This is a genomic window from Citrobacter sp. MGH106, assembly GCF_001037495.1.
Lineage (GTDB): Bacteria > Pseudomonadota > Gammaproteobacteria > Enterobacterales > Enterobacteriaceae > Citrobacter > Citrobacter murliniae.
On sequence record NZ_KQ089822.1, the window covers coordinates 82,509 to 107,916 of the forward strand.

Here is a 25,408-nt window from a genome sequence, read left to right on the forward strand (position 1 = left end):
CCCGTTAGCGTCGCCATCCGGTAATTTTGCGGTCATGATCCACCAGCCAGGCCTTTTGCTTATTTATGACAGCGCAACTTTGCTCTAAGATGTTGGGCTGTTTTCACTATCTGACGAATGAAGATCCCATGGAAAATAATGAAATTCAGAGCGTGCTGATGAATGCACTCTCCCTCCAGGAAGTCCACGTTTCTGGCGATGGCAGTCACTTTCAGGTTATTGCCGTGGGTGAGATGTTTGAAGGCATGAGCCGGGTCAAGAAGCAGCAATCAGTCTATGGCCCGTTGATGGAATACATTGCGGATAACCGCATTCATGCTGTGTCGATCAAAGCATTTACCCCAGCGGAATGGGCGCGCGATCGCAAACTTAACGGTTTTTGAGCTACGGGTGCTGCACCGGTAGCGAATATGAATTCTTAACAGAGAACAGAATAATGGATAAATTCCGTGTTCAGGGGCCAACTAAGCTCCAGGGCGAAGTCACCATTTCAGGCGCTAAAAACGCTGCACTGCCGATCCTGTTTGCGGCGTTGCTGGCAGAAGAACCTGTAGAGATCCAAAACGTCCCAAAACTGAAAGACGTTGACACCTCAATGAAGTTGCTGAGCCAGTTGGGTGCGAAAGTTGAACGCAATGGTTCCGTGCACATTGATGCTCGTGACGTAAACGTCTTCTGCGCGCCATATGACCTGGTTAAAACTATGCGTGCGTCCATCTGGGCGTTGGGGCCGCTGGTAGCCCGCTTTGGTCAGGGCCAGGTTTCACTGCCGGGTGGCTGTACTATTGGTGCGCGTCCGGTTGATCTGCACATTACTGGCCTTGAGCAATTGGGTGCAACCATCAAGCTGGAAGAGGGTTATGTGAAAGCGTCCGTTGATGGTCGTCTGAAAGGCGCGCACATCGTGATGGACAAAGTTAGCGTCGGTGCGACGGTAACCATCATGTGTGCGGCAACGCTTGCAGAAGGTACCACCATCATCGAAAACGCCGCACGCGAACCGGAAATTGTGGATACCGCTAATTTCCTGATTGCACTGGGCGCGAAGGTAAGTGGTCAGGGTACCGATCGTATTACCATTGAGGGTGTTGAACGCCTTGGTGGCGGCGTGTATCGCGTTCTACCTGACCGTATTGAAACCGGGACCTTCCTGGTTGCAGCGGCGATTTCTCGTGGCAAAATTATCTGCCGTAACGCTCAGCCGGACACGCTGGATGCTGTTCTGGCTAAGCTGCGTGATGCGGGCGCCGATATTGAAGTTGGTGCAGACTGGATTAGTCTCGACATGCACGGTAAGCGTCCGAAAGCGGTTAACGTGCGTACTGCGCCGCATCCGGCGTTCCCTACCGATATGCAGGCTCAGTTCACGCTGTTGAACCTGGTTGCGGAAGGGACTGGCTTCATCACGGAAACGGTGTTTGAAAACCGCTTTATGCACGTGCCGGAGCTGAGCCGTATGGGCGCTCACGCGGAAATCGAAAGCAATACCGTTATTTGCCACGGCGTTGAAACACTCTCTGGTGCGCAAGTTATGGCAACAGATTTACGTGCGTCAGCAAGTCTGGTACTGGCTGGATGTATTGCAGAAGGTACGACGGTTGTCGATCGTATTTATCACATCGATCGCGGCTATGAGCGCATCGAAGATAAACTGCGTGCGCTGGGCGCAAACATTGAGCGTGTGAAAGGCGAGTAATCGTTAACGCTTCTTGTCCCCCCATATCTTTGATATGGAGGGGACTGCCCGACTCACTCGAGACTCTTTTTCTCTTTGCGGGTTCTCATCATGCGCGTTCTGTCGATGAATTCATGTGTCTTTGCATCGTGATAACGCGATGGCCAAATAACCCAGGGATCCGTTCCTAGCGCGTTCGCAATAATCACTTCTCCTTTTGGCCATGGTCGTGTTAACGCATTCGCCAGTGTCGATGAGCTTAATCCGTTTTTTCGCGACTCTGCTGCCATTGACGTTCCTTTTTTGCGTAGCCCTGCGATGATGTCTGCCGGATGCCAGTCAATGAGTTTGCTTTCCATAAATCCATCACTCCTTTGGTTAACCACTTACGCTGTCACAATAATCCTGTCTAAACACTATACGCTCAGAGAATGAATGCTCTAAAATGTTCGTGTAATGTTTGAGAATATTCAGAATATGCCAGGAGGGCTAGCGTTGGTTCTGTCAGAGGGATAGTGCAAAAGGTGTTTATTGGAACTTATAGGATTATCCCGTGCGTGGCACGGGATAATGTATGATTCAGGGGGGATTAACGGTCGCGCTGAACCGCGATATGTGCCAGGCCGATCAGGGCTTCTCTCCACGGCGTATCAGGAAGAACCTGAAGTGCGGCAATGGCCTTATCGGCTTCTTCTTCTGCACGCTGGCGAGTCCACTCCAGTGAACCGCAGGCATTCATAGCTTCAAGAACGGGCTCCAGAAGGTGACGACCATTCCCTTGCTCAATAGCCTGGCGAATCATCAGCGCCTGTTCTGGAGTACCATGACGCATGGCATGTAGCAGCGGAAGTGTAGGTTTACCCTCATTGAGGTCATCGCCGACGTTTTTACCCAACTGTTCGCCATCTGCGCTGTAATCCAGTAAATCGTCAATTAGCTGGAAAGCGGTGCCGAGATAGCGGCCATAATCCTGCAACCCTTTTTCCTGCTCAGCGTTACAACCGGCCAGAATGCCAGAACATTGGGCCGCTGCTTCAAACAGACGCGCAGTCTTGCTGTAGATAACGCGCATATAGTTTTCTTCGGTAATGTCCGGGTCGTTTACGTTCATCAACTGCAGAACTTCACCTTCGGCAATGACGTTTACCGCTTTCGACATAACCTCCAACACCTTCAGTGAACCGAGGCTGGTCATCATTTGAAAGGCGCGAGTATAGATAAAATCGCCGACCAGCACGCTGGCCGCATTACCAAATGCGGCATTCGCCGTTGCTTTGCCTCGGCGCATATCGGATTCATCCACAACATCGTCATGAAGCAGAGTCGCGGTGTGGATAAACTCGATTAGGGCCGCGATCGTAACGTGTGCATTATCCTGATAGCCAACGGCGCGAGCAGCGAGTACGGCGATCATCGGGCGAATACGTTTTCCGCCACCGCTAACGATGTAGTACCCCAACTGATTGATCAACTGAACGTCGGAATTGAGCTGTTCAAGGATTGTTGCATTGACACCCGCCATATCTTGCGCGGTTAACTCATTGATTTTTTCTAAATTCATCGCAAAAGCCGGGCTTCTCGCCCCGATTACCTCACAGTATGACAAGGTAACGTCGGGTTTAGGGTTAGAAATATATGCTGATTGTACTGAAAAAACGCCACAGATAAACGTTGCCGTACGTGTTGTGTTTTTTTTCTTCATGTATTGACGGTAGCACTTGTCAAAGGCTCGCGTTTTGCGTAATATTCGCGCCCTATTGTGAATATTTATAGCGCACTCTGAATCATCAAAAAGGTGTGCGTGGAAGCGGAGTTTTTTATGTACGCGGTTTTCCAAAGTGGTGGTAAACAACACCGAGTAAGCGAAGGTCAGACCGTTCGCCTGGAAAAGCTGGACATCGCAACTGGCGAATCTGTTGAATTCGCAGAAGTTCTGATGATCGCAAACGGTGAAGAAGTCAAAATCGGCGTTCCTTTCGTTGATGGCGGCGTTATCAAAGCTGAAGTTGTTGCTCACGGTCGTGGCGAGAAAGTTAAGATTGTTAAGTTTCGTCGTCGTAAACACTATCGTAAGCAGCAGGGCCATCGTCAGTGGTTCACTGATGTGAAAATCACTGGCATCAGCGCTTAAGTTAAGGGGAGCAGGTTAAATGGCACATAAAAAGGCTGGCGGCTCGACTCGTAACGGTCGCGATTCAGAAGCTAAACGTCTGGGCGTAAAACGCTTCGGCGGCGAAACAGTTTTGGCTGGTAGCATCATCGTTCGTCAACGTGGTACTAAATTCCACGCTGGCTCTAACGTTGGTTGCGGCAAAGACCACACTCTGTTTGCTAAAGCAGACGGTAAAGTGAAATTTGAAGTGAAAGGCCCGAAAAACCGTAAATTCATCAGCATTGTTGCTGAATAAGTTTTTCGCGTCCCGGTAACGGATAAAAGCCCCGCAACACGTTGCGGGGCTTTTTACATTCGACGACCGGTAAATATGCTCGTTGTACCGTCGCAATCCGGAACGAGCCCTTGCAGGGAATACGGCATGAAGCAGCAGGCAGGTATTGGTATTCTTTTGGCACTCACGACCGCAGTCTGTTGGGGTGCTTTACCAATAGCGATGAAGCAAGTGCTGGAGGTGATGGAGCCTCCTACCGTGGTGTTCTACCGTTTTTTAATGGCAAGCATTGGCCTTGGAGCTATTCTTGCGGTTAAAAAAAAGCTCCCACCTTTGCGTATTTTTCGTAAAGCGCGTTGGCTGGTACTACTGGCTATCGCCACGGGTGGGCTGTTCGGTAACTTCATTCTGTTTAGTTCTTCTTTGCAATATTTGAGCCCAACGGCTTCGCAGGTTATCGGTCAACTGTCACCGGTTGGCATGATGATCGCCAGCGTCTTTATTCTGAAAGAAAAGATGCGTGGTACGCAGGTTATTGGCGCCATTATGCTTCTGAGCGGGCTGGTGTTGTTTTTTAATACCAGTCTGATCGAAATTTTCACCAAGCTGACCGATTACACCTGGGGTGTGATTTTTGGTGTCGGCGCGGCGATGGTTTGGGTGAGCTATGGGGTTGCGCAAAAGGTGTTATTGCGTCGCCTGGCTTCACCGCAGATCCTGTTTTTACTGTACACTTTATGTACGATGGCGCTATTGCCCTTGGCTAAACCCGGTGTAATAGCGCAGCTTAGCGACTGGCAGCTTGCCTGTCTGGTGTTCTGCGGCCTGAATACGCTGGTAGGATACGGCGCCCTCGCGGAAGCGATGGCACGCTGGCAGGCGGCGCAGGTGAGCGCCATTATTACGCTCACGCCGCTGTTTACGCTGTTATTTTCAGATTTATTATCACTGGCCTGGCCCGATTTCTTCGCCAGACCGATGCTAAACCTTTTAGGTTATCTCGGTGCGTTTATCGTGGTTGCGGGCGCGATGTATTCCGCCATTGGTCATCGTATTTGGGGCGGTTTACGTAAGCATGAAACGGTGGTTTCGCAACCCCGCTCAGGCGAATGATTTACGGAGAGTAAAATGAAGTTTGTTGATGAAGCATCGATCCTGGTCGTTGCAGGTGATGGCGGTAATGGTTGCGTCAGCTTCCGCCGCGAAAAGTATATCCCGAAAGGCGGCCCGGATGGCGGCGATGGCGGTGATGGTGGTGACGTATGGCTGGAAGCCGACGAAAACCTGAACACGCTGATCGATTATCGCTTTGAAAAATCGTTCCGTGCGGAACGTGGTCAGAATGGCGCGAGCCGTGATTGCACCGGTAAGCGTGGTAAAGACGTCACCATCAAAGTCCCTGTAGGTACGCGCGTTATCGATCAGGGTACGGGCGAAACCATGGGTGACATGACCAAACACGGGCAACGTCTGATGGTCGCGAAAGGCGGCTGGCACGGCCTGGGTAACACCCGTTTTAAATCCTCGGTTAACCGTACTCCACGTCAGAAAACGATGGGTACACCGGGAGATAAGCGCGATCTAATGCTGGAGCTGATGCTGTTAGCGGATGTGGGTATGCTGGGCATGCCAAACGCCGGTAAATCGACGTTTATTCGTGCGGTATCTGCAGCGAAGCCGAAAGTCGCGGATTATCCGTTCACCACCCTGGTTCCTAGCCTGGGTGTTGTGCGTATGGACAACGAAAAGAGCTTTGTGGTTGCCGACATCCCGGGTTTGATTGAAGGGGCTGCTGAAGGCGCAGGTTTGGGGATCCGCTTCCTGAAACATCTGGAACGTTGTCGCGTGCTGCTGCACCTCATCGATATCGATCCAATTGACGGTTCAGATCCGGTAGAAAACGCCCGTATCATTATCGGTGAACTGGAAAAATACAGTCAGGATCTGGCTTCTAAGCCGCGTTGGTTAGTGTTTAACAAAATTGATTTGATGGACAAGACTGAAGCGGAAGAAAAAGCGAAAGCGATCGCGCAAGCGCTGGGTTGGGAAGGTAAATATTATCTGATCTCTGCCGCCAGTCAGTTGGGTGTGAAAGATCTTTGCTGGGATGTGATGACCTTCATCATTGAGAACCCGATTGTTCAGGCTGAAGAAGCGAAACAGCCGGAGAAAGTGGAGTTCATGTGGGACGATTATCACCGTCAGCAGCTCGCAGAGGTCGAAGACGAAGCGGAAGATGACTGGGATGACGACTGGGACGAAGACGACGAAGAAGGCGTTGAGTTCATCTACAAGCGTTAATTTTGTCATCCGATGAATAGCTAACGGGCCGCTTATGCGGCCCGTTTTTTTTCCGTAGGCTGGATAGGGCGTGAGCCGCTATCCGGCAAGAAATGTTCTTAGTTGTTCTGATAAATGTCTTTATACAGCCGACTCTCGAAGCGTACCAAAGGAATACGGCGGTTGCGCTGGTCTGCCGGCTCAACCGCATAGCCAGACAGGTATTGCACAAACGCCATCCGTTGCCCACTTGCCGTGGTAATGAACCCGGCGAGGTTATAAACCCCTTGTAAAGAGCCTGTCTTCGCAGAGACTTTGCCATCGACGCCTGCCTGATGCAGACCAGCACGGTATTGCAGAGAGCCATCATGGCCTGCCAGCGGCAGCATCGTGATAAAGTTCAGCTCATTATCATGCTGCGCAATATATTGCAGCACCTGCATCATGGTGGCGGGCGCAATCAGGTTATGACGCGACAGTCCTGAACCATCAGCAATGATGGTGTTGCCAATATCAACACCTGCTTGCTGGCGCAGGATCTGGCGTACGGCATCGGAGCCTGCACGCCAGGTTCCCGGCACATTAAATCGTGCGTGGCCAATCATACGAAAAACGGTGTCGGCAATCATGTTGTCCGATTTTTTCAGCATAATCTTAAGCAGATCGTGCAAAGGTGCTGACTGTTTGCTGGCAACAACAGTGCCTGGCTCGTTGACCAGCGTCTGGCGCAGCAGTGTACCGCTGTAGGTTATACCTGCTTGTTTCAGCTCATCTTTGATAATGGCTCCGGCATAGCTGGCACCATCCTGAATGGCAAACGCGAGAGGCAGAGGTTCGGCGCGCTGAGGCAGACAACCAGTCAGCGTGAAGCGGTTCAGATCGCCAGGAACCACATCCAGTTCACAATATTGGGCTTCCGCAGAACCACGTGCCAGCGTGCGTACCTGACTGAACATGGTGACCGGGTAGTAAGATGCTACGCGAATAAAGGCGAGGTCGTTTGGTTTTTGTGCGCTGTAAAGCGAAACAGAGAAACAGTTACGATCGACAATTGCTGCTGCAGGCGGGGCGCTGAAACACTGCGTCATGTCGTTCCAGGGCCAGCCTGGCGCTTTATCATGGCTGGCAAAAATGGACGTATCAATAAGGACATTTCCGTCAATTTGCGTTACGCCTGCTTTTTTCAGGGTCGCCACCATATTGCGAATATCCTGGCGTTTTAGCGTCGGATCGGCACCAAATCGCGCTACTAAGTCACCCTTCAATATCCCGCCTTCCACATTGCCTTTTGTCTCAAGCGTCGTGGTAAAACGAAAGTCAGGCCCAAGCTGAATCAATGCCGCGAGGGCGGTGATAACTTTTTGGGTACTGGCGGGTAGCGCCATCTGCTGGCTATGGTAATCAATCGCGGGTGCAGGGGCCCCGACCTTCTGTACCATAAGGGCGAGGTTGGCCCCAGCAGGAAGCTGGTTGATGTACTCGTCAACATTCGCAGCCTGAACGCTGAACGCCGCTATAGTGGCAGTCAATCCAATGGTAAATCTGGAAAATCGCATAATCTCGCGCTAACAACCTGGAAACAGGCCGTCATACTACGGCGCAACGCCCCAAAAAGTAAACGATGACCCATAGGGAACTCCAGGGTAAAATGATCATCAAATAGAAAATCGTAGCTGACCTGGAGCTTTGTGCCCCGGGTCGGTATTTTTTTGCTTCTGACTCTGGCATGGCGTATGCCAGGGTGGGCTTAGCAGCCGGGGTGAAGACAAGCGCCCCCTACAGGAATGTTCAAGAGGTATAACAAATGCAAGCTATCCCTATGACCTTACGTGGTGCTGAAAAACTGCGCGAAGAGCTGGATTTTCTGAAATCTGTGCGCCGCCCTGAAATTATCGCCGCTATCGCCGATGCTCGTGAGCACGGTGATCTTAAAGAGAACGCGGAGTATCACGCGGCCCGTGAACAGCAGGGATTCTGCGAAGGGCGCATTAAAGATATCGAAGCTAAGCTGTCCAACGCGCAGGTTATCGATGTCACTAAAATGCCAAACAATGGCCGCGTCGTTTTCGGTGCAACGGTAACAGTGCTGAATCTCGATAACGACGAAGAGCAGACCTGGCGCATCGTGGGCGATGATGAAGCTGATTTTAAACAGAACCTGATTTCTGTGAATTCCCCTATCGCGCGTGGCCTGGTCGGTAAAGAGCAGGATGATGTGGTGGTTATCAAAACGCCGGGCGGTGAAGTGGAATATGAAGTGATTAAGGTAGAATACCTGTAAGAATTACCCAATACTCAAGATGTTGATGTATTGTAAAGAAAGGAAAAAGGCCGCATAGCGGCCTTTTATCAACGAAGAGAGCGTGGCATTTTGCTCTCCTGCTAGCAGAAACTCCCGCGTTTTACACAAACTTCGTGTTCAATTTTGGGATATTCTTAGCGTGGCAGCGAGATTTTACGTTCTTTAGTCGGGCGATACAGTACCAGCGTTTTGCCGATGACCTGTACATTACAGGCGCCGGTTTCGCGTACGATAGCTTCCACGATCAAGGTTTTAGTATCGCGATCTTCCGAGGCGATTTTCACCTTGATAAGTTCATGGTGCTCTAACGCTTGTTCAATCTCGGCCAGTACCCCTTCGGTCAAACCATTATTGCCAAGCATAACTACAGGCTTGAGCGGATGTGCCAGACCTTTCAGGTGCTGTTTTTGTTTAGTACTCAGATTCATCGTATATTTTTGCTTACGTTGGGATTGAAAACGGGTCATTCTACCGCCATCTCCCTTATATCGCCAAATAGCTGTGTAGAAATTTACACCATTGGTTACGATGAACTGCCCGATGGGAAAGTGAAATGACAGGTAAAAAGCGTTCTGCCAGCTCAAGCCGCTGGCTTCAGGAACACTTTAGCGATAAATATGTTCAACAGGCACAGAAAAAGGGGTTACGTTCCCGTGCCTGGTTTAAACTTGATGAAATACAGCAGAGTGACAAGATTTTTAAGCCGGGGATGACGATTGTTGACCTCGGCGCTGCACCCGGTGGCTGGTCGCAATATGCGGTTACGCAGATCGGGAACAGCGGCCGCATTATCGCTTGTGATCTTTTACCTATGGATCCAATCGTTGGTGTGGACTTCCTTCAGGGCGACTTTCGTGATGAATTAGTCCTGAAAGCGTTACTTGAGCGCGTAGGTGACAGTAAAGTACAAGTTGTCATGTCTGATATGGCGCCAAATATGTGTGGAACACCGGCGGTGGATATTCCCCGGGCCATGTATCTGGTAGAGCTGGCGCTTGGAATGGCTCGTGATGTATTAGCGCCAGGTGGTAGTTTTGTAGTGAAGGTGTTCCAGGGCGAAGGTTTCGATGAGTATCTAAGAGAGATTCGCTCCCTGTTTACGAAGGTCAAAGTTCGTAAGCCGGACTCTTCTCGCGCCCGTTCGCGTGAAGTGTACATTGTAGCGACCGGGCGTAAACCATAACCGGTAGATTTCAAACGGAAGTTTGAAAGACGCTGGATATAGAGTATCCTGACGCTGTTTTTAACACAGTTGTAATATGAGGTTAATCCCTTGAGTGACATGGCGAAAAACCTAATACTCTGGCTGGTCATTGCCGTTGTGCTGATGTCAGTATTCCAGAGCTTTGGGCCCAGCGAGTCTAATGGCCGTAAGGTTGATTACTCTACCTTCCTGCAAGAGGTCAATCAGGACCAGGTTCGTGAAGCGCGTATCAACGGACGTGAGATTAACGTTACCAAGAAAGATAGTAACCGTTACACGACCTACATCCCGGTTAACGATCCGAAGCTGCTTGATAACCTGCTGACCAAAAACGTCAAGGTTGTTGGCGAGCCGCCTGAAGAGCCGAGCCTGCTGGCTTCTATCTTCATTTCCTGGTTCCCAATGCTGCTGCTGATTGGTGTCTGGATCTTCTTTATGCGTCAGATGCAGGGCGGTGGTGGCAAAGGCGCCATGTCGTTCGGTAAGAGTAAAGCGCGCATGCTGACGGAAGATCAGATCAAAACCACTTTTGCTGACGTTGCAGGTTGTGACGAAGCGAAAGAAGAGGTGGCTGAACTGGTTGAATACCTGCGCGAACCTAGCCGTTTCCAGAAGTTGGGCGGTAAAATCCCGAAAGGCGTCCTGATGGTCGGTCCTCCGGGTACGGGTAAAACCCTGTTGGCGAAAGCCATCGCGGGTGAAGCAAAGGTTCCATTCTTCACTATTTCCGGTTCTGATTTCGTGGAAATGTTCGTGGGTGTCGGTGCATCTCGTGTGCGTGACATGTTCGAACAGGCCAAGAAAGCTGCACCGTGCATCATCTTCATCGATGAAATCGACGCCGTAGGTCGCCAGCGTGGCGCAGGTCTGGGTGGTGGTCATGATGAACGTGAGCAAACGCTGAACCAGATGCTGGTTGAGATGGATGGTTTCGAAGGTAACGAAGGTATCATCGTTATCGCGGCAACTAACCGTCCGGACGTTCTTGACCCTGCGCTGTTGCGTCCAGGCCGTTTTGACCGTCAGGTTGTTGTTGGTCTGCCGGATGTTCGTGGTCGTGAACAGATCCTGAAAGTGCATATGCGTCGCGTACCGCTGTCTCCGGACATCGATGCGGCAATCATTGCCCGTGGTACCCCTGGCTTCTCCGGTGCAGACCTGGCGAACCTGGTGAACGAAGCGGCACTGTTTGCTGCCCGTGGCAACAAGCGCGTTGTGTCGATGGTTGAATTCGAGAAAGCGAAAGACAAAATCATGATGGGTGCGGAACGTCGCTCCATGGTGATGACGGAAGCGCAGAAAGAATCCACCGCGTATCACGAAGCGGGCCACGCGATTATCGGTCGCCTGGTACCGGAACACGATCCGGTGCATAAAGTGACGATTATTCCGCGCGGTCGTGCGCTGGGTGTTACCTTCTTCCTGCCTGAAGGCGACGCAATCAGCGCCAGCCGTCAGAAACTGGAAAGCCAGATCTCTACGCTGTACGGCGGTCGTCTGGCTGAAGAGATCATCTACGGTGCAGAACATGTTTCTACCGGTGCGTCGAACGACATTAAAGTCGCGACTAACCTGGCGCGTAACATGGTGACGCAGTGGGGCTTCTCTGAAAAACTGGGTCCGTTGCTGTATGCGGAAGAAGAAGGCGAAGTGTTCCTGGGACGTTCTGTTGCGAAAGCAAAACATATGTCCGATGAAACTGCGCGCATCATCGATCAGGAAGTTAAATTGCTGATTGAACGTAACTATGACCGCGCTCGTCGTCTTCTGAACGATAACCTGGATATTCTGCACTCGATGAAAGATGCGCTCATGAAATATGAGACTATCGATGCACCACAGATTGATGACCTGATGGCTCGTCGTGATGTGCGCCCGCCAGCTGGCTGGGAAGAGTCTGGTACTTCTAACAACTCTGGCAACAATGGCACCCCGAGTGCGCCGCGTCCGACTGAAGAGCCGCGTACGCCGAATGCGGGCAACATGTCAGAGCAGTTAGGCGACAAATAAGTTATCGCTGTTGATGACCATGTTTTAATTGAAAACCCTGGGGCTTGCTCCGGGGTTTTTCTTATCTGCTTACTCAAGATTTTACCAGGGATAAAACTATGAAACTCTTTGCTCAGGGTTCTTCACTGGATCTCAGTCATCCCCACGTAATGGGAATTTTAAACGTTACGCCAGACTCCTTTTCCGATGGCGGGGCACACAATACGCTGGTTGAAGCAGTGAAACACGCAAATCTGATGATTAACGCAGGGGCGACTATCATTGATGTGGGGGGCGAGTCCACTCGTCCAGGTGCCGCAGACGTGAGCGTGGAAGAAGAGCTGGAGCGTGTGATCCCGGTCGTTGAGGCCATTGCTCAACGTTTTGAAGTGTGGATTTCAGTAGATACTTCGAAACCGGAAGTCATTCGCGAATGTACCAGAGTTGGCGCACATATCATTAATGACATTCGCTCGCTTTCTGAACCGGGGGCGCTGGAAGCGGCGGCGGAAACCGGATTGCCGGTTTGCCTGATGCATATGCAGGGACAGCCGAAAACTATGCAGGAAGCGCCAAAGTATGAAGATGTCTTTGTTGAGGTAAATCGTTACTTTATTGAGCAAATAGCGCGTTGTGAAAGGGCCGGAATCACAAAAGATAAATTGCTGCTCGACCCTGGATTCGGATTCGGTAAAAATCTTGCTCACAACTACACATTACTGGCACGCCTGGCAGAGTTTCATCATTTTAATCTGCCGCTGCTGGTAGGAATGTCACGAAAATCAATGGTTGGCCAGTTGCTCAATGTGGGTCCATCTGAGCGTCTGAGTGGTAGCCTCGCATGCGCGGTGATTGCCGCAATGCAGGGGGCGCAGATTATTCGTGTCCATGACGTCAAAGAAACCGTAGAAGCGATGCGTGTGGTGGAAGCCACATTGTCTGCAAAGGAAAACAAACGCTATGAGTAATCGTAAATATTTTGGCACTGATGGGATCCGCGGCCGCGTAGGTGATGCTCCAATCACCCCTGACTTCGTGCTCAAACTGGGTTGGGCGGCAGGAAAAGTGCTGGCACGTCATGGTTCTCGCAAAATCATTATCGGTAAAGATACGCGTATTTCCGGCTATATGCTGGAGTCTGCGCTGGAAGCGGGCCTGGCTGCTGCTGGTCTGTCTGCCTCTTTCACCGGCCCCATGCCTACGCCTGCCGTCGCTTATCTGACTCGCGCTTTCCGCGCTGAAGCCGGAATTGTTATTTCTGCCTCGCACAACCCATTTTATGATAACGGGATTAAATTCTTCTCCACCGATGGGACCAAACTGCCAGATGCGGTTGAAGAGGCTATTGAAGCCGAGATGGAAAAAGCGATTACCTGTGTGGACTCGGCTGAACTGGGTAAAGCGACCCGTATTGTCGATGCTGCCGGTCGTTATATTGAGTTCTGCAAAGGCACATTCCCGAATGAACTGAGTCTGAATGAGTTAAAAATCGTGGTGGATTGCGCTAACGGTGCAACGTATCACATTGCTCCAAATGTACTGCGTGAACTCGGTGCTAACGTGATTGCGATTGGCTGTGAGCCGAATGGCGTTAACATCAATGAAGAAGTTGGTGCTACCGATGTCCGTGCGCTGCAGGCTCGCGTGATAGCTGAAAAAGCCGATTTGGGTATTGCGCTGGACGGTGATGGTGATCGCGTGATCATGGTTGACCATGAAGGTAACAAGGTCGATGGCGATCAAATCATGTATATCATTGCCCGTGAGGCTTTGCGTCAGGGGCAATTGCGTGGCGGTGCTGTCGGTACGCTGATGAGTAACATGGGGCTGGAACTGGCACTGAAACAGCTGGGGATCCCGTTTGCCCGTGCAAAAGTGGGTGACCGCTATGTGCTGGAAAAAATGCAGGAAAAAGGCTGGCGCATCGGGGCTGAAAACTCGGGTCACGTGATCCTGCTGGATAAAACTACCACTGGTGACGGTATTGTGGCGGGTCTGCAGGTGCTGGCAGCGATGGTTCGTAACCATATGAGTCTGCACGACCTGTGCAGTGGAATGAAAATGTTCCCGCAGTTGCTGGTTAATGTTCGCTTTACTGCTGGCAGCGGCGATCCGCTGGAAAATGAAAACGTGAAAGCGGTGATGGCAGATGTTGAAGCAGCATTGGGCAGCCGTGGGCGTGTGCTGCTGCGTAAATCAGGCACTGAGCCATTAATACGAGTGATGGTGGAAGGTGAAGATGAAGCGCAGGTAACAGAGTTCGCTCACCGTATTGCGGATGCTGTGAAAGCGGTTTAACGCTTGTAAAGAATCAGCGCCGGAGTCCAGGACAGGACTCCGGCTTTTTTTTTACTGTGCTGAAAGTGCCTGTTTGCGTCGATGTTGCCAGAAGTAGCCCCCGGCCATTATTAGCACAAGACCCGCCAACCACGGCAGAACCGCCAGCAAATGCCCTGAACGTGCAAATGTCAGCACAATCATTAACAACCATCCTCCCAGCATCGGAATTGCGGTACGTTTAACAATATCCACCGGTGATACGCCAGCGATCCCCGCAATGGCAATGATAACGCCGGCAATCGGCGATAACGTTCGACCAATGCCCGCTGATATCTGAATAGGCAGCATCATCACCGCAATGTCGCTCCCAATATGGCGACTGATATCCGGCACCATCGGTGCGAAAGAGAAAAACGCCGCGTTTCCGGAACCCATTAGTGCCGAAATTGCGAAGGTGATCAGTGTCATCAGCAAGATAATCGAAGCGGCACTGAGACCAAATTCACCGGAGAGTGACAGGAGCGCATCGACTGCGCCAATTGCTTTCAGCCCGGCAGAAAAAACTTCACCAGCGATAATCAGCGTGACGACGGTGGCAAAAACGCTGCCCATGTTGTCGAAAACTTTTTGCACACCTGCCATTACATCACGCGCTTTTCGGTGGCGGCAATACTCGCAAATCAACGTAATGGCCAGGCTTATCAGTACGGCTGTATCCAGGGTGATTTTTAGTGAACTGAACAGCAGGTCGCTACATAACAACATCAATACCAGCGGTAGCATTGGCAGGAACAGCCATGCTATCGGTGCGTTGGTTTCTTCGGTTGATGTTAATGTTTGCATCTGCTGAGTCACATGGTCCCCACTTTCCCGGCGATCGAAAAAACGCTGAACAACGATATGGAGCAGGGCGATGAAGAGAATAACGGGTACGACGATGGGAAGCTGGTCCTGGACAAAATAGTTCACGACCTCGATACCCGCAGTTTTAGCCGCCAGCACAGAGTTGCCTGAACCGGGCCCAAACTCAACCGCGCAAGTACTGGCGATCACGGCTGCTACCGCAGCACGACTACAACCCAGACGAGTCAGTAATGGGTAAAGCGTTGCCATCAGTAGTAATCCCAGGCCCGTGGCGCTGCTGATAAACAGCGACAGGAATTGCCCCAGCAATAATGCAAGCCCAAGCAGCAGATAAGGGGAGTTCAGACGCTGTAAAGGCCGGGAAGTGACACGAACCAGTACCTGGCTTGCACCAATTGCCGACATATAGGTGGCAAAGCCGCCAATCAGCATAATTTGCAGTCCGAGACCGCCGAGGCGAACGCTCAGGGTATCGCGTATAAACTCAAAGGCATCAAAGGGGCCAAACCCGGTGCTTTTTTTCACCAGACTACTGAGCGTGGTCAGCCCGCTAAAATGTGCGATGAGCAGCAGCACAATCCCGGTCAACAGTAGCACCGATTGTGGGTGATACTTTTTCAGGATCAGGCGTCCGGCAAAAATAATGGCGACTAGCGCCAGCAATAATGACATTTTTACATCCTCACTCAAAATTGCCGTTAACCAGGCATTCACCATCACGCAGTAACGGCTTGCCAGCGGCAAACAGATGCGCCAGTGAGAGATCGTTATTGAGTACGCAAATATCGGCCCGTTCTCCAGCGCAAAGCATGCCGCCGGAAATCCCCAACGATCGTGCGACGTTCGCCGTCATCATCGCGACCGCCTGAGATACTGGAATACCGACATCGATCAGGCGAGGAAGCAAATTGAGGTTACCGGCTACCGGGGCTGCACTTAATCCTTCAACAATTCCTTGAGCGTTAAAGCGTGGCACACTGCCGTTGCCGTCAGAGCTAATGGTAATGCGATCGGCTGGAACCTGAGCTTCCAGTGCGTGGAGAATAGCTTCTTCCTGAGGCATAAATCGACTACCGCCAGACGTCACGTCAATATGGCCACCGCGACGCGCGAAATTGGTAGCCTGTTCGAACAACGCCTCTGTTCTTGCAACATGGGTTGGCGAAATATGGTGGATCGGGATCCCTGCATCACAAAGCTCCACAAGTTGCGACATTCCTTCCGGCAGGTTGCCGAGGTGGACATGCAGTAACCCTTTTTTACCTGCCAGCAGTGAGGCGACCCGGATATCGCTGACTATTCTCAACAACTCCTGGAAAGAGGGATATGAGCCACGGTGATCGGCAAGAGCGATTTTCACACCGAGAATCGCCGGGATAAATGCCATATCATCGCGAATGGATTGCGTAATCGTCGGGCTGGGTACCGCATAGGCTCCGGTATGCATAAACGCACGTAGTCCCTCCAGGTTAAGAGACTGCATTTTTGCGTAGAGATCTTTGGGGGAACGAGAGATAGCATCGGTGCCAAGCACACCGACGACCGTTGTAATACCGGCCAGAATCAGATCGCGCAATTTGACGGCAGGTGTTCGGCTGGCAAACCCTGCTTCACCACCACCGCCGGTAAGATGGACGTGCTGATCGATAATACCAGGGATAACCCACTTACCCCGGCAATCGATGACGTCTTTGACGCCATCAAAGAGTGAAATATCTTTTTCTACTGCCACAATACGATCGGCATGTATGAGCAGGGAGCAGAGGCCTAAATCTTCAGGGGAAAATACACGGGCATTGGTCAGTAAAGTAAACATATCAGTCCTGTCAAACGTCAAGGGGAAGGAGACTCGGCAGGTGAAACAGAATATTGTTGTTATGATGTCCACATTAAAGCCATTACTATAACTGTGACTATTTCCGATTTGTTATCGGTGGATACTGTTATGGCATGACGGAGAGTTTGAAGTGGATTGTAAGTGGTTAGAAGATTTTCTGGCTTTAAGTCAGCATGGGAATTACTCCCAGGCCGCTACACAGCGGCATATCACTCAACCAGCACTAAGCCGGCGTATTAAGGCGCTGGAGGAGGTGCTGGGTGTCCCGCTGTTCGATCGCACCACGACTCCCGTTACGTTGACCTCCTATGGCGAGCGTTTTGAACCTTATGCCCGGCATGTTCTGAGTACATTGACGGAAGCGCGCCATGAGCTGTCCGCAATGATGCCAGCAACAGATAACACGCTGGTAATGGTCAGTTTGCATACGTTGTCGGTGAATATCCTGCCTGACATGATCAACTATCTGCGACAAAGCGAACCACAATTAAATTTTACGGTAAATGCCTGCATTCAGGGGATTGATAACCACTTTAATGCTTTGATAAACCGCCAAATTGATCTACTGGTAACCTATGATTTGCCCTCGTCGCAGCCGGGGCTGGAGATTGCCGGAGGGTTAAAACGAGCCTTGTGGCGGTATGAGCGTTTTATCCCGGTAATTTCTGCACAGCTGGCGGACAGTCTTGATGATCCAGGCGTACACATCCCTTGGCTATGCTACAGCGACTACACCTTTGTCAGGCGTATTATTGACCCGTTAGAACAGTGTGTGCGACCACGGTTGAAAAAGGTGTTTGAGAGTGGTTTAAGCGAAACGATACGAGAAATGGTGCTGCGCCATATGGGGATGGCATGGTTACCGGAATCGATGGTGGCTGAGGAGTTGGTGAATCAGGATATTATCCACTGTTGGCCAGAGAATTCAGAGCTGATAAGTGAAATCCCGGTTGTTGTCTGGGCTAATCTTGAGGATCAGCGGTCAGTTATGCAGAGATGCTGGGATAAGTTGCTGCGTTTTTGATTGATATGGCGATTTTTTCCGCAGTTGATACAATGCAAACAAATTGCCCTTGCGAAGGTTATTCGCTTTGGTTAGTATTCACACCCGCTTCAGTGGGAAACAGTATAACGGTCCCGCTTTATTGGTCGAAGCATTGGTACGCGGCAACTCCGCAAGGAACAGGTTGATTATGCACGAAGCTCTTTTAGTAGTTTTCCTTATTGTGGCAATTGGCCTGGTTGGCTTGATCATGCTGCAGCAAGGTAAAGGCGCTGATATGGGAGCCTCTTTTGGCGCAGGCGCTTCTGGTACACTGTTTGGTTCAAGTGGTTCTGGTAACTTCATGACCCGAATGACAGCTGTATTGGGAACCTTGTTCTTCATCATCAGTCTGGTGCTGGGTAACATGAACAGCAATAAGACCAATAAAGGAAGTGAGTGGGAAAATCTGAGTGCACCGGCGAAAACCGAGCAAACTCAGCCAGCTGCTCCGGCTCAGCCGACCAGCGATATCCCACGCTAAGATTTCAGTGCCGAGGTGGTGGAATTGGTAGACACGCTACCTTGAGGTGGTAGTGCCCAATAGGGCTTACGGGTTCAAGTCCCGTCCTCGGTACCAAATTCCAAAGAAAATGGACGCTAATTAGCGTCCATTTTTGCATTTGAAGTTTGTGTAAACACAGGTTTCCTCTCTAAAGAAGGGCGGTGAAGTCTTTATCCAGCCTGCATGATACTCACTTTAAATTCAGCGCATAAAAAAGCCGCTTGCGCGGCTTTTGTCATTTTTGTAACGCGATTACTTCGCTTTGTTTTCCAGATTCTCTACCTGTGGCAGGCCAGTTGTGGAAGATGCAATCAGCAAACCAGACTGGGCGTAGCCGAACAGTTTCTCGCGGGTATCGGTGATGTCCAGGTTACGCATGGTCAGTTGTCCAATACGATCGTCCGGTGAGAACACTGAATCACCTTTTTCCATGGTCAGACGTTCTGGTTTGTAGGTCAGATTGTCGGACACAGTATTGAGAATCGAATAATCGTTACCGCGACGCAGCTCCAGCGTCACTTCGCCGGTGATCTGGCTTGCTACCCAACGTTGTAAACCATCACGAAGCATCAGCGCCTGAGAGTCGAACCAGCGGCCCTGATACAGCAGACGGCCAAGCTGGCGACCGTGAGCGTGGTATTGTTCAATGGTATCTTCGTTATGAATACCAGTCAGCAGACGCTCGTAAGCGATATGCAGAAGCGCCATTCCCGGGGCTTCATAGATGCCACGGCTTTTCGCCTCGATAATACGGTTTTCAATTTGATCGCTCATGCCCAAACCGTGACGGCCACCGATGCGGTTGGCTTCCAGCATCATCTCTACGTCATCGCTGAAGGTTTTGCCGTTCAGTGCAACCGGATGCCCCTGCTCAAAACGGACAATCACTTCTTCAGCCGGGATCTTCACACTTTCATCCCAGAACTTGACGCCCATAATCGGGTTGACGATTTTGACGCTGGAGTTCAGGAATTCCAGATCTTTCGCTTCGTGGGTCGCGCCGAGCATATTAGAGTCAGTGGAATAGGCTTTTTCGACAGACATTTTGTAGTCGAAACCACAGGCGATCATAAATTCGGACATCTCATGGCGACCGCCGAGTTCGTCGATGAAATCGGTATCCAGCCACGGTTTGTAGATTTGAAGTTCCGCGTTGGTCAACAAACCGTAACGATAGAAACGCTCAATGTCGTTTCCTTTATAGGTGCTGCCGTCGCCCCAGATATTCACACCATCTTCTTTCATGGCGGCTACCAGCATAGTACCGGTCACGGCACGACCCAGTGGAGTGGTGTTGAAGTAGGTCAGTCCACCCGTGGTGTTGTGGAATGCACCACACTGAATTGCGGCGATCCCCTCAGCAACCAACTGCTTACGGCAATCTACCAGGCGAGCATTCTCAGCACCATACTCCATTGCACGGCGAGGAATGGCGTCATAGTCATCCTCATCTGGCTGGCCCAAATTCGCAGTATATGCATATGGGACAGCCCCTTTTTGTCGCATCCACAGCAGTGCTGCACTGGTGTCCAGGCCGCCAGAAAAAGCGATACCAATACGTTGACCTACCGGGAGATGCTTGAGAATCGTCGTCATAAAATAAAACCCTGCTTGATAGACTGGTGAAGAGGTCGGTTTTTTATGTTGATTGCATTTTTATGCAAAATAAGTGAGTTTTCATTTAATCATCTTTTAAGGATGACAGGAAGAGTTTAGTGATAATTTCGTTAAATAACGGCGTAGACGGCGATTTTATTGCTATTGCGTTCTGTTTATTATGCATCCGTCAGCATTCATCCATTTGCATAGTAGTATCAAGGTTGACATAACGTATAAAGAATCAATATACTGTGCGCAGATTTTACGTCCCGTCCTCGGTACCAAATCCCAGCAGTATTTGCATTTTTTACCCAAAACGAGTAAAATTTGCCACGTTTCAGGCGCGGGGTGGAGCAGCCTGGTAGCTCGTCGGGCTCATAACCCGAAGGTCGTCGGTTCAAATCCGGCCCCCGCAACCACTTTCCCTTAGAGTTCTTTTTCAAATATACTGTGAAGACTTAAGCCTTCGTAGCTGGATTTGAAAAAAATTCTTTCGGAAGGTTCTCCGAACCGCAGGTGCGGTTATAGGGTTCAGTTATCTAAAGCCCCGATTTATCGGGGTTTTTTGTTATCTGACTACAGAATAACTGGGCTTTAGGCCCTTTTTTTATGTCTTGGGGGTGGGCTTGTCCACATTAGAGCAAAAATTAACAGAGATGATTAAAGCGCCAGTTGAAGCCTTGGGGTACGAGCTGGTCGGCATCGAATTTATTCGCGGTCGCACATCCACACTGCGCATCTATATTGATAGTGAAGATGGCATCAATGTTGATGATTGTGCTGATGTGAGCCACCAGGTAAGTGCTGTGATGGATGTCGAAGATCCGATCACGGTAGCTTATAACCTGGAAGTCTCCTCACCGGGTCTCGACCGTCCTATGTTCACGGCTGAACACTACGTGCGTTTCCTGGGTGAAGAAGTCACGCTGGTTCTTCGTATGGCGGTGCAAAACCGTCGTAAATGGCAGGGCGTTATCAAAGCGGTGGATGGTGAAATGATCACTGTCACAGTCGAAGGTAAAGATGAAGTGTTCGCGCTGAGTAATATCCAGAAGGCGAACCTGGTTCCCCACTTTTAACAGTCTGGATTGAGGTGAAAAGCCCGCGATGAACAAAGAAATTTTGGCTGTTGTTGAAGCCGTATCCAACGAAAAAGCGCTGCCACGCGAGAAAATTTTTGAAGCGCTGGAAAGTGCGCTGGCTACAGCAACAAAGAAAAAATATGAACAAGAGATCGACGTTCGCGTAGAGATCGATCGTAAAAGCGGTGACTTCGATACCTTCCGCCGTTGGGTAATTGTGGAAGAAGTCACTCAGCCAACCAAAGAAATTACGCTGGAAGCTGCACGTTACGAAGACGAAAGTCTGAACGTGGGTGAATATGTTGAAGATCAGATTGAATCTGTAACCTTTGACCGTATCACTACCCAGACCGCGAAACAGGTTATCGTGCAGAAAGTACGTGAAGCTGAACGTGCGATGGTTGTTGATCAATTCCGTGAACACGAAGGCGAAATCGTCACTGGTGTGGTGAAGAAAGTAAACCGCGACAACATCTCTCTGGACCTCGGCAGTAACGCTGAAGCTGTGATCCTGCGTGAAGACATGCTGCCGCGTGAAAACTTCCGCCCGGGAGACCGTATTCGTGGCGTTCTGTATTCTGTTCGCCCGGAAGCGCGTGGTGCGCAACTGTTTGTTACGCGTTCCAAGCCGGAAATGCTGATTGAACTGTTCCGCATTGAAGTGCCAGAAATTGGCGAAGAAGTGATCGAAATTAAAGCGGCAGCTCGCGATCCGGGTTCTCGTGCGAAAATCGCGGTGAAAACCAACGATAAGCGCATTGATCCGGTTGGTGCTTGTGTGGGTATGCGCGGTGCGCGTGTTCAGGCGGTTTCTACCGAACTGGGTGGCGAGCGTATCGATATCGTCCTGTGGGATGATAACCCGGCACAGTTCGTGATCAACGCAATGGCGCCAGCAGACGTCGCTTCTATCGTGGTGGATGAAGATAAACACACCATGGATATCGCGGTTGAAGCCGGTAACCTGGCTCAGGCGATTGGACGTAATGGTCAGAACGTCCGCCTGGCTTCACAACTGAGCGGTTGGGAACTCAACGTCATGACCGTTGATGACCTGCAGGCTAAGCATCAGGCTGAAGCGCATGCAGCCATTGATACCTTCACCAAGTATCTCGATATCGATGAAGATTTCGCGACGGTTCTGGTGGAAGAAGGTTTTGCTACGCTGGAAGAGTTGGCCTATGTGCCAATGAAAGAACTGCTGGAAATTGACGGCCTTGATGAGCAGACCGTTGAAGCGCTGCGCGAGCGTGCTAAAAACGCACTGACCACTCTGGCACTGGCCCAGGAAGAAAGCCTCGGTGATAACAAACCGGCTGACGATCTGCTGAATCTGGAAGGATTAGATCGCGAAATGGCATTCAAACTGGCTGCCCGTGGTGTTTGTACGCTGGAAGATCTCGCTGAACAGGGCATTGATGATCTGGCTGATATCGAAGGGTTGACCGACGAAAAAGCCGGTGAGCTGATTATGGCTGCCCGTAATATTTGCTGGTTCGGCGACGAAGCGTAATAAACTGTAGCAGGAAGGAACAGTATGACAGATGTAACCGTAAAAACGCTGGCTGCAGAGATTCAGACCTCCGTGGATCGCCTGGTTCAGCAATTTGCTGATGCTGGTATCCCGAAGTCTGCTGATGATTCTGTGTCCGCACAAGAGAAACAAACCTTACTGGCGCACCTGAACCGTGAAAATGGATCGGCGCCGGATAAGTTAACATTGCAGCGTAAAACGCGCAGTACTCTCAATATTCCTGGTACCGGTGGAAAAAGTAAATCGGTACAAATCGAAGTCCGCAAGACACGCACCTTTGTGAAACGCGATCCGCAAGAGGCTGAACGCCTTGCCGCGGAAGAGCAGGCGCAGCGTGAAGCGGAAGAGCAAGCCCGTCGTGAGGCAGAAGAAGCTGCCAAACGCGAGGCGCAACAAAAAGCCGAACGTGAGGCCGCAGAACAAGCTAAACGTGAAGCCGCTGATAAAGCGAAACGTGAAGCTGCGGAAAAAGACAAAGTGAGCAATCAACAGACCGACGATATGACTAAAACCGCCCAGGCCGAAAAAGCCCGCCGTGAAAATGAAGCCGCTGAACTGAAGCGTAAAGCGGAAGAAGAAGCGCGCCGTAAGCTTGAAGAAGAAGCGCGTCGTGTGGCTGAAGAGGCCCGTCGTATGGCGGAAGAGAATGCCGGTGTTTGGGCAGAGCAAGAGAAAGTGGAAGAAGATAAGAGTGATTATCACGTCACCACTTCTCAGCATGCTCGCCAGGCAGAAGACGAGAACGATCGTGAAGTAGAAGGCGGCCGTGGCCGTACTCGCAGCACGAAAGCAGCGCGTCCGGCGAAAAAAGGCAACAAACACGCTGAATCTAAAGCTGACCGTGAAGAAGCTCGTGCAGCAGTTCGCGGCGGTAAAGGTGGTAAACAGCGTAAAGGTTCTTCTCTGCAGCAGGGCTTCCAGAAGCCGGCTCAGGCTGTTAACCGTGACGTTGTGATTGGCGAAACCATCACTGTTGGCGATCTGGCGAACAAGATGGCGGTTAAAGGCTCTCAGGTTATCAAAGCGATGATGAAGCTGGGCGCAATGGCCACTATTAACCAGGTTATTGACCAGGAAACCGCGCAGCTGGTTGCCGAAGAGATGGGCCACAAAGTTATCCTGCGTCGTGAAAACGAGCTGGAAGAAGCGGTAATGAGCGACCGTGATACAGGTGCTGCAGCTGAAGCTCGCGCACCGGTAGTGACCATCATGGGCCACGTTGACCACGGTAAAACCTCTCTGCTGGACTACATTCGTTCAACGAAAGTGGCCTCAGGCGAAGCGGGCGGCATTACTCAGCATATCGGTGCGTACCACGTTGAAACTGACAACGGTATGATCACCTTCCTGGATACCCCGGGTCACGCCGCGTTTACTTCTATGCGTGCTCGTGGTGCTCAGGCAACGGATATCGTTGTACTGGTTGTCGCTGCAGACGACGGCGTGATGCCGCAGACCATCGAAGCTATCCAGCACGCGAAAGCGGCGCAGGTGCCGGTTGTGGTAGCGGTCAACAAAATCGATAAGCCAGAAGCGGATCCAGATCGCGTTAAAAATGAACTGTCCCAGTACGGTATCATGCCGGAAGAGTGGGGCGGCGAAAGCCAGTTCGTACACGTATCTGCGAAAGCGGGTACCGGTATCGACGAGCTGCTGGATGCAATCCTGCTGCAGGCCGAAGTTCTGGAACTGAAAGCTGTTCGTAAAGGTATGGCGAGCGGTGCGGTTATCGAATCCTTCCTGGATAAAGGTCGTGGTCCGGTAGCAACGGTTCTGGTTCGTGAAGGTACGCTGAACAAAGGCGATATCGTTCTGTGTGGTTTCGAGTATGGCCGCGTTCGTGCAATGCGTAACGAACTGGGTCAGGAAGTACTGGAAGCAGGTCCATCCATTCCGGTGGAAATTCTGGGTCTGTCCGGTGTTCCGGCTGCCGGTGACGAAGTTACCGTCGTACGTGACGAGAAGAAAGCGCGTGAAGTTGCACTGTATCGTCAGGGCAAATTCCGTGAAGTTAAACTGGCTCGTCAGCAGAAATCTAAACTCGAGAACATGTTCGCTAACATGACCGAAGGCGAAGTTCACGAAGTGAACATCGTACTGAAAGCAGACGTTCAGGGTTCTGTAGAAGCGATCTCCGACTCTTTACTGAAACTGTCTACCGACGAAGTAAAAGTGAAGATCATCGGTTCTGGGGTTGGTGGTATCACCGAAACCGACGCAACTCTGGCTGCTGCATCCAACGCGATTCTGGTTGGCTTCAACGTACGTGCTGATGCCTCTGCACGTAAAGTGATTGAATCTGAAAGTCTGGATCTGCGTTACTACTCCGTCATCTATCACCTGATCGACGAAGTGAAAGCAGCGATGAGCGGTATGCTGTCTCCGGAACTGAAACAGCAGATCATCGGTCTGGCTGAAGTCCGTGATGTGTTCAAATCACCGAAATTCGGCGCTATCGCAGGCTGTATGGTTACCGAAGGTGTGGTTAAACGTCACAACCCAATCCGCGTCCTGCGCGACAACGTGGTTATCTATGAAGGCGAGCTGGAATCCCTGCGTCGCTTCAAAGATGATGTCAACGAAGTCCGTAACGGTATGGAATGTGGTATCGGCGTTAAGAACTACAACGACGTACGTACCGGCGATATGATCGAAGTATTCGAAATCATCGAAATCAAACGTACCATCGCATAATCTTCGTCGTCTTTTGGGCTGTTGATGTGTTGTGACAGCCCAATCCATAGAAGCTTATTTGAGGTAGGCCGGGTAAGCGAAGCGCCACCCGGCAATGAAATTTAAAAAGGGGCTAATGGCCCCTTTTTTGTCTT

23 protein-coding genes and 2 tRNA genes are annotated in these 25,408 nt (G+C 50.9%); 18 read left to right on the forward strand and 7 right to left on the reverse strand.

The genetic code is table 11. The annotated features are described in order from the left end of the window. Positions 1-128: 128 nt before the first annotated feature. The gene (gene ibaG, locus SK36_RS00390) at positions 129-383 is read left to right on the forward strand and encodes a BolA family iron metabolism protein IbaG (RefSeq protein ID WP_003025040.1); all 255 of its coding nucleotides are present in this window, start codon (positions 129-131) and stop codon (positions 381-383) included. A 53-nt stretch (positions 384-436) separates the two neighbouring features. After that, positions 437-1,696, forward strand: coding sequence for a UDP-N-acetylglucosamine 1-carboxyvinyltransferase (gene murA / locus SK36_RS00395; RefSeq protein WP_045448061.1), 1,260 nt, complete (start codon positions 437-439; stop codon positions 1,694-1,696). Positions 1,697-1,749: 53 nt separating this feature from the next. On the opposite strand, the gene sfsB is transcribed toward murA, so the two are convergent. Together sfsB and ispB are read right to left on the reverse strand one after the other, a co-directional pair. Continuing rightward, complete coding sequence (gene sfsB / locus SK36_RS00400; protein WP_045448058.1) at positions 1,750-2,034, reverse strand: DNA-binding transcriptional regulator SfsB; 285 nt, start codon at positions 2,032-2,034, stop codon at positions 1,750-1,752. Between the two features lie 230 nt (positions 2,035-2,264). Next, positions 2,265-3,236 carry an octaprenyl diphosphate synthase gene (gene ispB / locus SK36_RS00405; RefSeq protein ID WP_048220483.1) on the reverse strand — a complete coding sequence of 324 codons (972 nt, stop codon included), beginning with the start codon at positions 3,234-3,236 and terminating at the stop codon, positions 2,265-2,267. A 258-nt stretch (positions 3,237-3,494) separates the two neighbouring features. Here ispB and rplU point away from each other — a divergent pair, with 258 nt between their 5' ends. The 4 genes from rplU to cgtA all read left to right on the forward strand — a co-directional run bounded on the left by rplU (position 3,495) and on the right by cgtA (position 6,363). Next, positions 3,495-3,806: a 50S ribosomal protein L21 gene (gene rplU, locus SK36_RS00410; RefSeq protein ID WP_003025032.1), complete on the forward strand. Its 312-nt coding sequence runs from the start codon at positions 3,495-3,497 to the stop codon at positions 3,804-3,806. 19 nt (positions 3,807-3,825) lie between these two features. Continuing rightward, on the forward strand, positions 3,826-4,083 hold the full coding sequence (gene rpmA / locus SK36_RS00415) for a 50S ribosomal protein L27 (RefSeq protein WP_003025030.1): 258 nt from the start codon (positions 3,826-3,828) through the stop codon (positions 4,081-4,083). A gap of 126 nt (positions 4,084-4,209) precedes the next feature. Further along, the gene (locus SK36_RS00420) at positions 4,210-5,175 is read left to right on the forward strand and encodes a DMT family transporter (RefSeq protein WP_048220484.1); all 966 of its coding nucleotides are present in this window, start codon (positions 4,210-4,212) and stop codon (positions 5,173-5,175) included. A gap of 15 nt (positions 5,176-5,190) precedes the next feature. Continuing rightward, positions 5,191-6,363 (forward strand): Obg family GTPase CgtA, encoded by a 1,173-nt coding sequence (gene cgtA / locus SK36_RS00425; protein ID WP_045448051.1) that lies wholly within the window; start codon positions 5,191-5,193, stop codon positions 6,361-6,363. A 98-nt stretch (positions 6,364-6,461) separates the two neighbouring features. Here cgtA and dacB read toward each other — a convergent pair whose 3' ends face one another. Continuing rightward, positions 6,462-7,898 (reverse strand): serine-type D-Ala-D-Ala carboxypeptidase, encoded by a 1,437-nt coding sequence (dacB, locus tag SK36_RS00430; protein WP_045448049.1) that lies wholly within the window; start codon positions 7,896-7,898, stop codon positions 6,462-6,464. A gap of 248 nt (positions 7,899-8,146) precedes the next feature. On the opposite strand from dacB, the gene greA reads away from it, so the two are divergent. Next, positions 8,147-8,623 (forward strand): transcription elongation factor GreA, encoded by a 477-nt coding sequence (greA, locus tag SK36_RS00435; RefSeq protein WP_045448047.1) that lies wholly within the window; start codon positions 8,147-8,149, stop codon positions 8,621-8,623. Between the two features lie 155 nt (positions 8,624-8,778). Here the strand turns inward: greA and yhbY are convergent, their stop codons facing one another. Beyond that, complete coding sequence (gene yhbY / locus SK36_RS00440; protein WP_003025016.1) at positions 8,779-9,072, reverse strand: ribosome assembly RNA-binding protein YhbY; 294 nt, start codon at positions 9,070-9,072, stop codon at positions 8,779-8,781. 125 nt (positions 9,073-9,197) lie between these two features. Between yhbY and rlmE the strand changes: the two genes are divergently transcribed. The 4 genes from rlmE to glmM all read left to right on the forward strand — a co-directional run bounded on the left by rlmE (position 9,198) and on the right by glmM (position 14,135). Continuing rightward, on the forward strand, positions 9,198-9,827 hold the full coding sequence (gene rlmE, locus SK36_RS00445) for a 23S rRNA (uridine(2552)-2'-O)-methyltransferase RlmE (protein WP_004106110.1): 630 nt from the start codon (positions 9,198-9,200) through the stop codon (positions 9,825-9,827). Between the two features lie 99 nt (positions 9,828-9,926). Then, a complete protein-coding gene (gene ftsH / locus SK36_RS00450) occupies positions 9,927-11,858 on the forward strand; it encodes an ATP-dependent zinc metalloprotease FtsH (RefSeq protein ID WP_045448044.1) in 1,932 nt (643 codons plus the stop codon). A 98-nt stretch (positions 11,859-11,956) separates the two neighbouring features. After that, complete coding sequence (folP, locus tag SK36_RS00455) at positions 11,957-12,805, forward strand: dihydropteroate synthase (RefSeq protein ID WP_048220485.1); 849 nt, start codon at positions 11,957-11,959, stop codon at positions 12,803-12,805. After that, positions 12,798-14,135: a phosphoglucosamine mutase gene (gene glmM, locus SK36_RS00460; RefSeq protein ID WP_048220486.1), complete on the forward strand. Its 1,338-nt coding sequence runs from the start codon at positions 12,798-12,800 to the stop codon at positions 14,133-14,135. The genes folP and glmM overlap by 8 nt, the downstream gene beginning before the upstream one ends. Before the next feature lie 51 nt (positions 14,136-14,186). Here the strand turns inward: glmM and dcuC are convergent, their stop codons facing one another. Together dcuC and iadA are read right to left on the reverse strand one after the other, a co-directional pair. Then, positions 14,187-15,653, reverse strand: coding sequence for a C4-dicarboxylate transporter DcuC (gene dcuC, locus SK36_RS00465; RefSeq protein WP_048220487.1), 1,467 nt, complete (start codon positions 15,651-15,653; stop codon positions 14,187-14,189). Between the two features lie 10 nt (positions 15,654-15,663). Next, positions 15,664-16,797 (reverse strand): beta-aspartyl-peptidase, encoded by a 1,134-nt coding sequence (iadA, locus tag SK36_RS00470; protein WP_048220489.1) that lies wholly within the window; start codon positions 16,795-16,797, stop codon positions 15,664-15,666. A 151-nt stretch (positions 16,798-16,948) separates the two neighbouring features. Here iadA and SK36_RS00475 point away from each other — a divergent pair, with 151 nt between their 5' ends. From SK36_RS00475 to SK36_RS00485, 3 genes are all read left to right on the forward strand, one after another. Continuing rightward, positions 16,949-17,842 carry a LysR family transcriptional regulator gene (locus tag SK36_RS00475; RefSeq protein WP_048220490.1) on the forward strand — a complete coding sequence of 298 codons (894 nt, stop codon included), beginning with the start codon at positions 16,949-16,951 and terminating at the stop codon, positions 17,840-17,842. Between the two features lie 169 nt (positions 17,843-18,011). Next, on the forward strand, positions 18,012-18,344 hold the full coding sequence (gene secG, locus SK36_RS00480) for a preprotein translocase subunit SecG (RefSeq protein WP_003025000.1): 333 nt from the start codon (positions 18,012-18,014) through the stop codon (positions 18,342-18,344). A 9-nt stretch (positions 18,345-18,353) separates the two neighbouring features. Beyond that, a tRNA-Leu gene (locus SK36_RS00485) sits at positions 18,354-18,440 on the forward strand. A gap of 177 nt (positions 18,441-18,617) precedes the next feature. Here the strand turns inward: SK36_RS00485 and argG are convergent. Next, complete coding sequence (argG, locus tag SK36_RS00490) at positions 18,618-19,961, reverse strand: argininosuccinate synthase (protein ID WP_048220491.1); 1,344 nt, start codon at positions 19,959-19,961, stop codon at positions 18,618-18,620. 345 nt (positions 19,962-20,306) lie between these two features. Between argG and SK36_RS00495 the strand changes: the two genes are divergently transcribed. From SK36_RS00495 to infB, 4 genes are all read left to right on the forward strand, one after another. Continuing rightward, positions 20,307-20,383 (forward strand) — tRNA-Met (locus SK36_RS00495). Positions 20,384-20,590: 207 nt separating this feature from the next. Continuing rightward, on the forward strand, positions 20,591-21,043 hold the full coding sequence (gene rimP / locus SK36_RS00500) for a ribosome maturation factor RimP (protein ID WP_045449801.1): 453 nt from the start codon (positions 20,591-20,593) through the stop codon (positions 21,041-21,043). Positions 21,044-21,071: 28 nt separating this feature from the next. Further along, complete coding sequence (gene nusA / locus SK36_RS00505) at positions 21,072-22,559, forward strand: transcription termination factor NusA (RefSeq protein WP_045448026.1); 1,488 nt, start codon at positions 21,072-21,074, stop codon at positions 22,557-22,559. A gap of 24 nt (positions 22,560-22,583) precedes the next feature. Further along, complete coding sequence (infB, locus tag SK36_RS00510; protein ID WP_045448023.1) at positions 22,584-25,274, forward strand: translation initiation factor IF-2; 2,691 nt, start codon at positions 22,584-22,586, stop codon at positions 25,272-25,274. Positions 25,275-25,408: the final 134 nt, after the last annotated feature.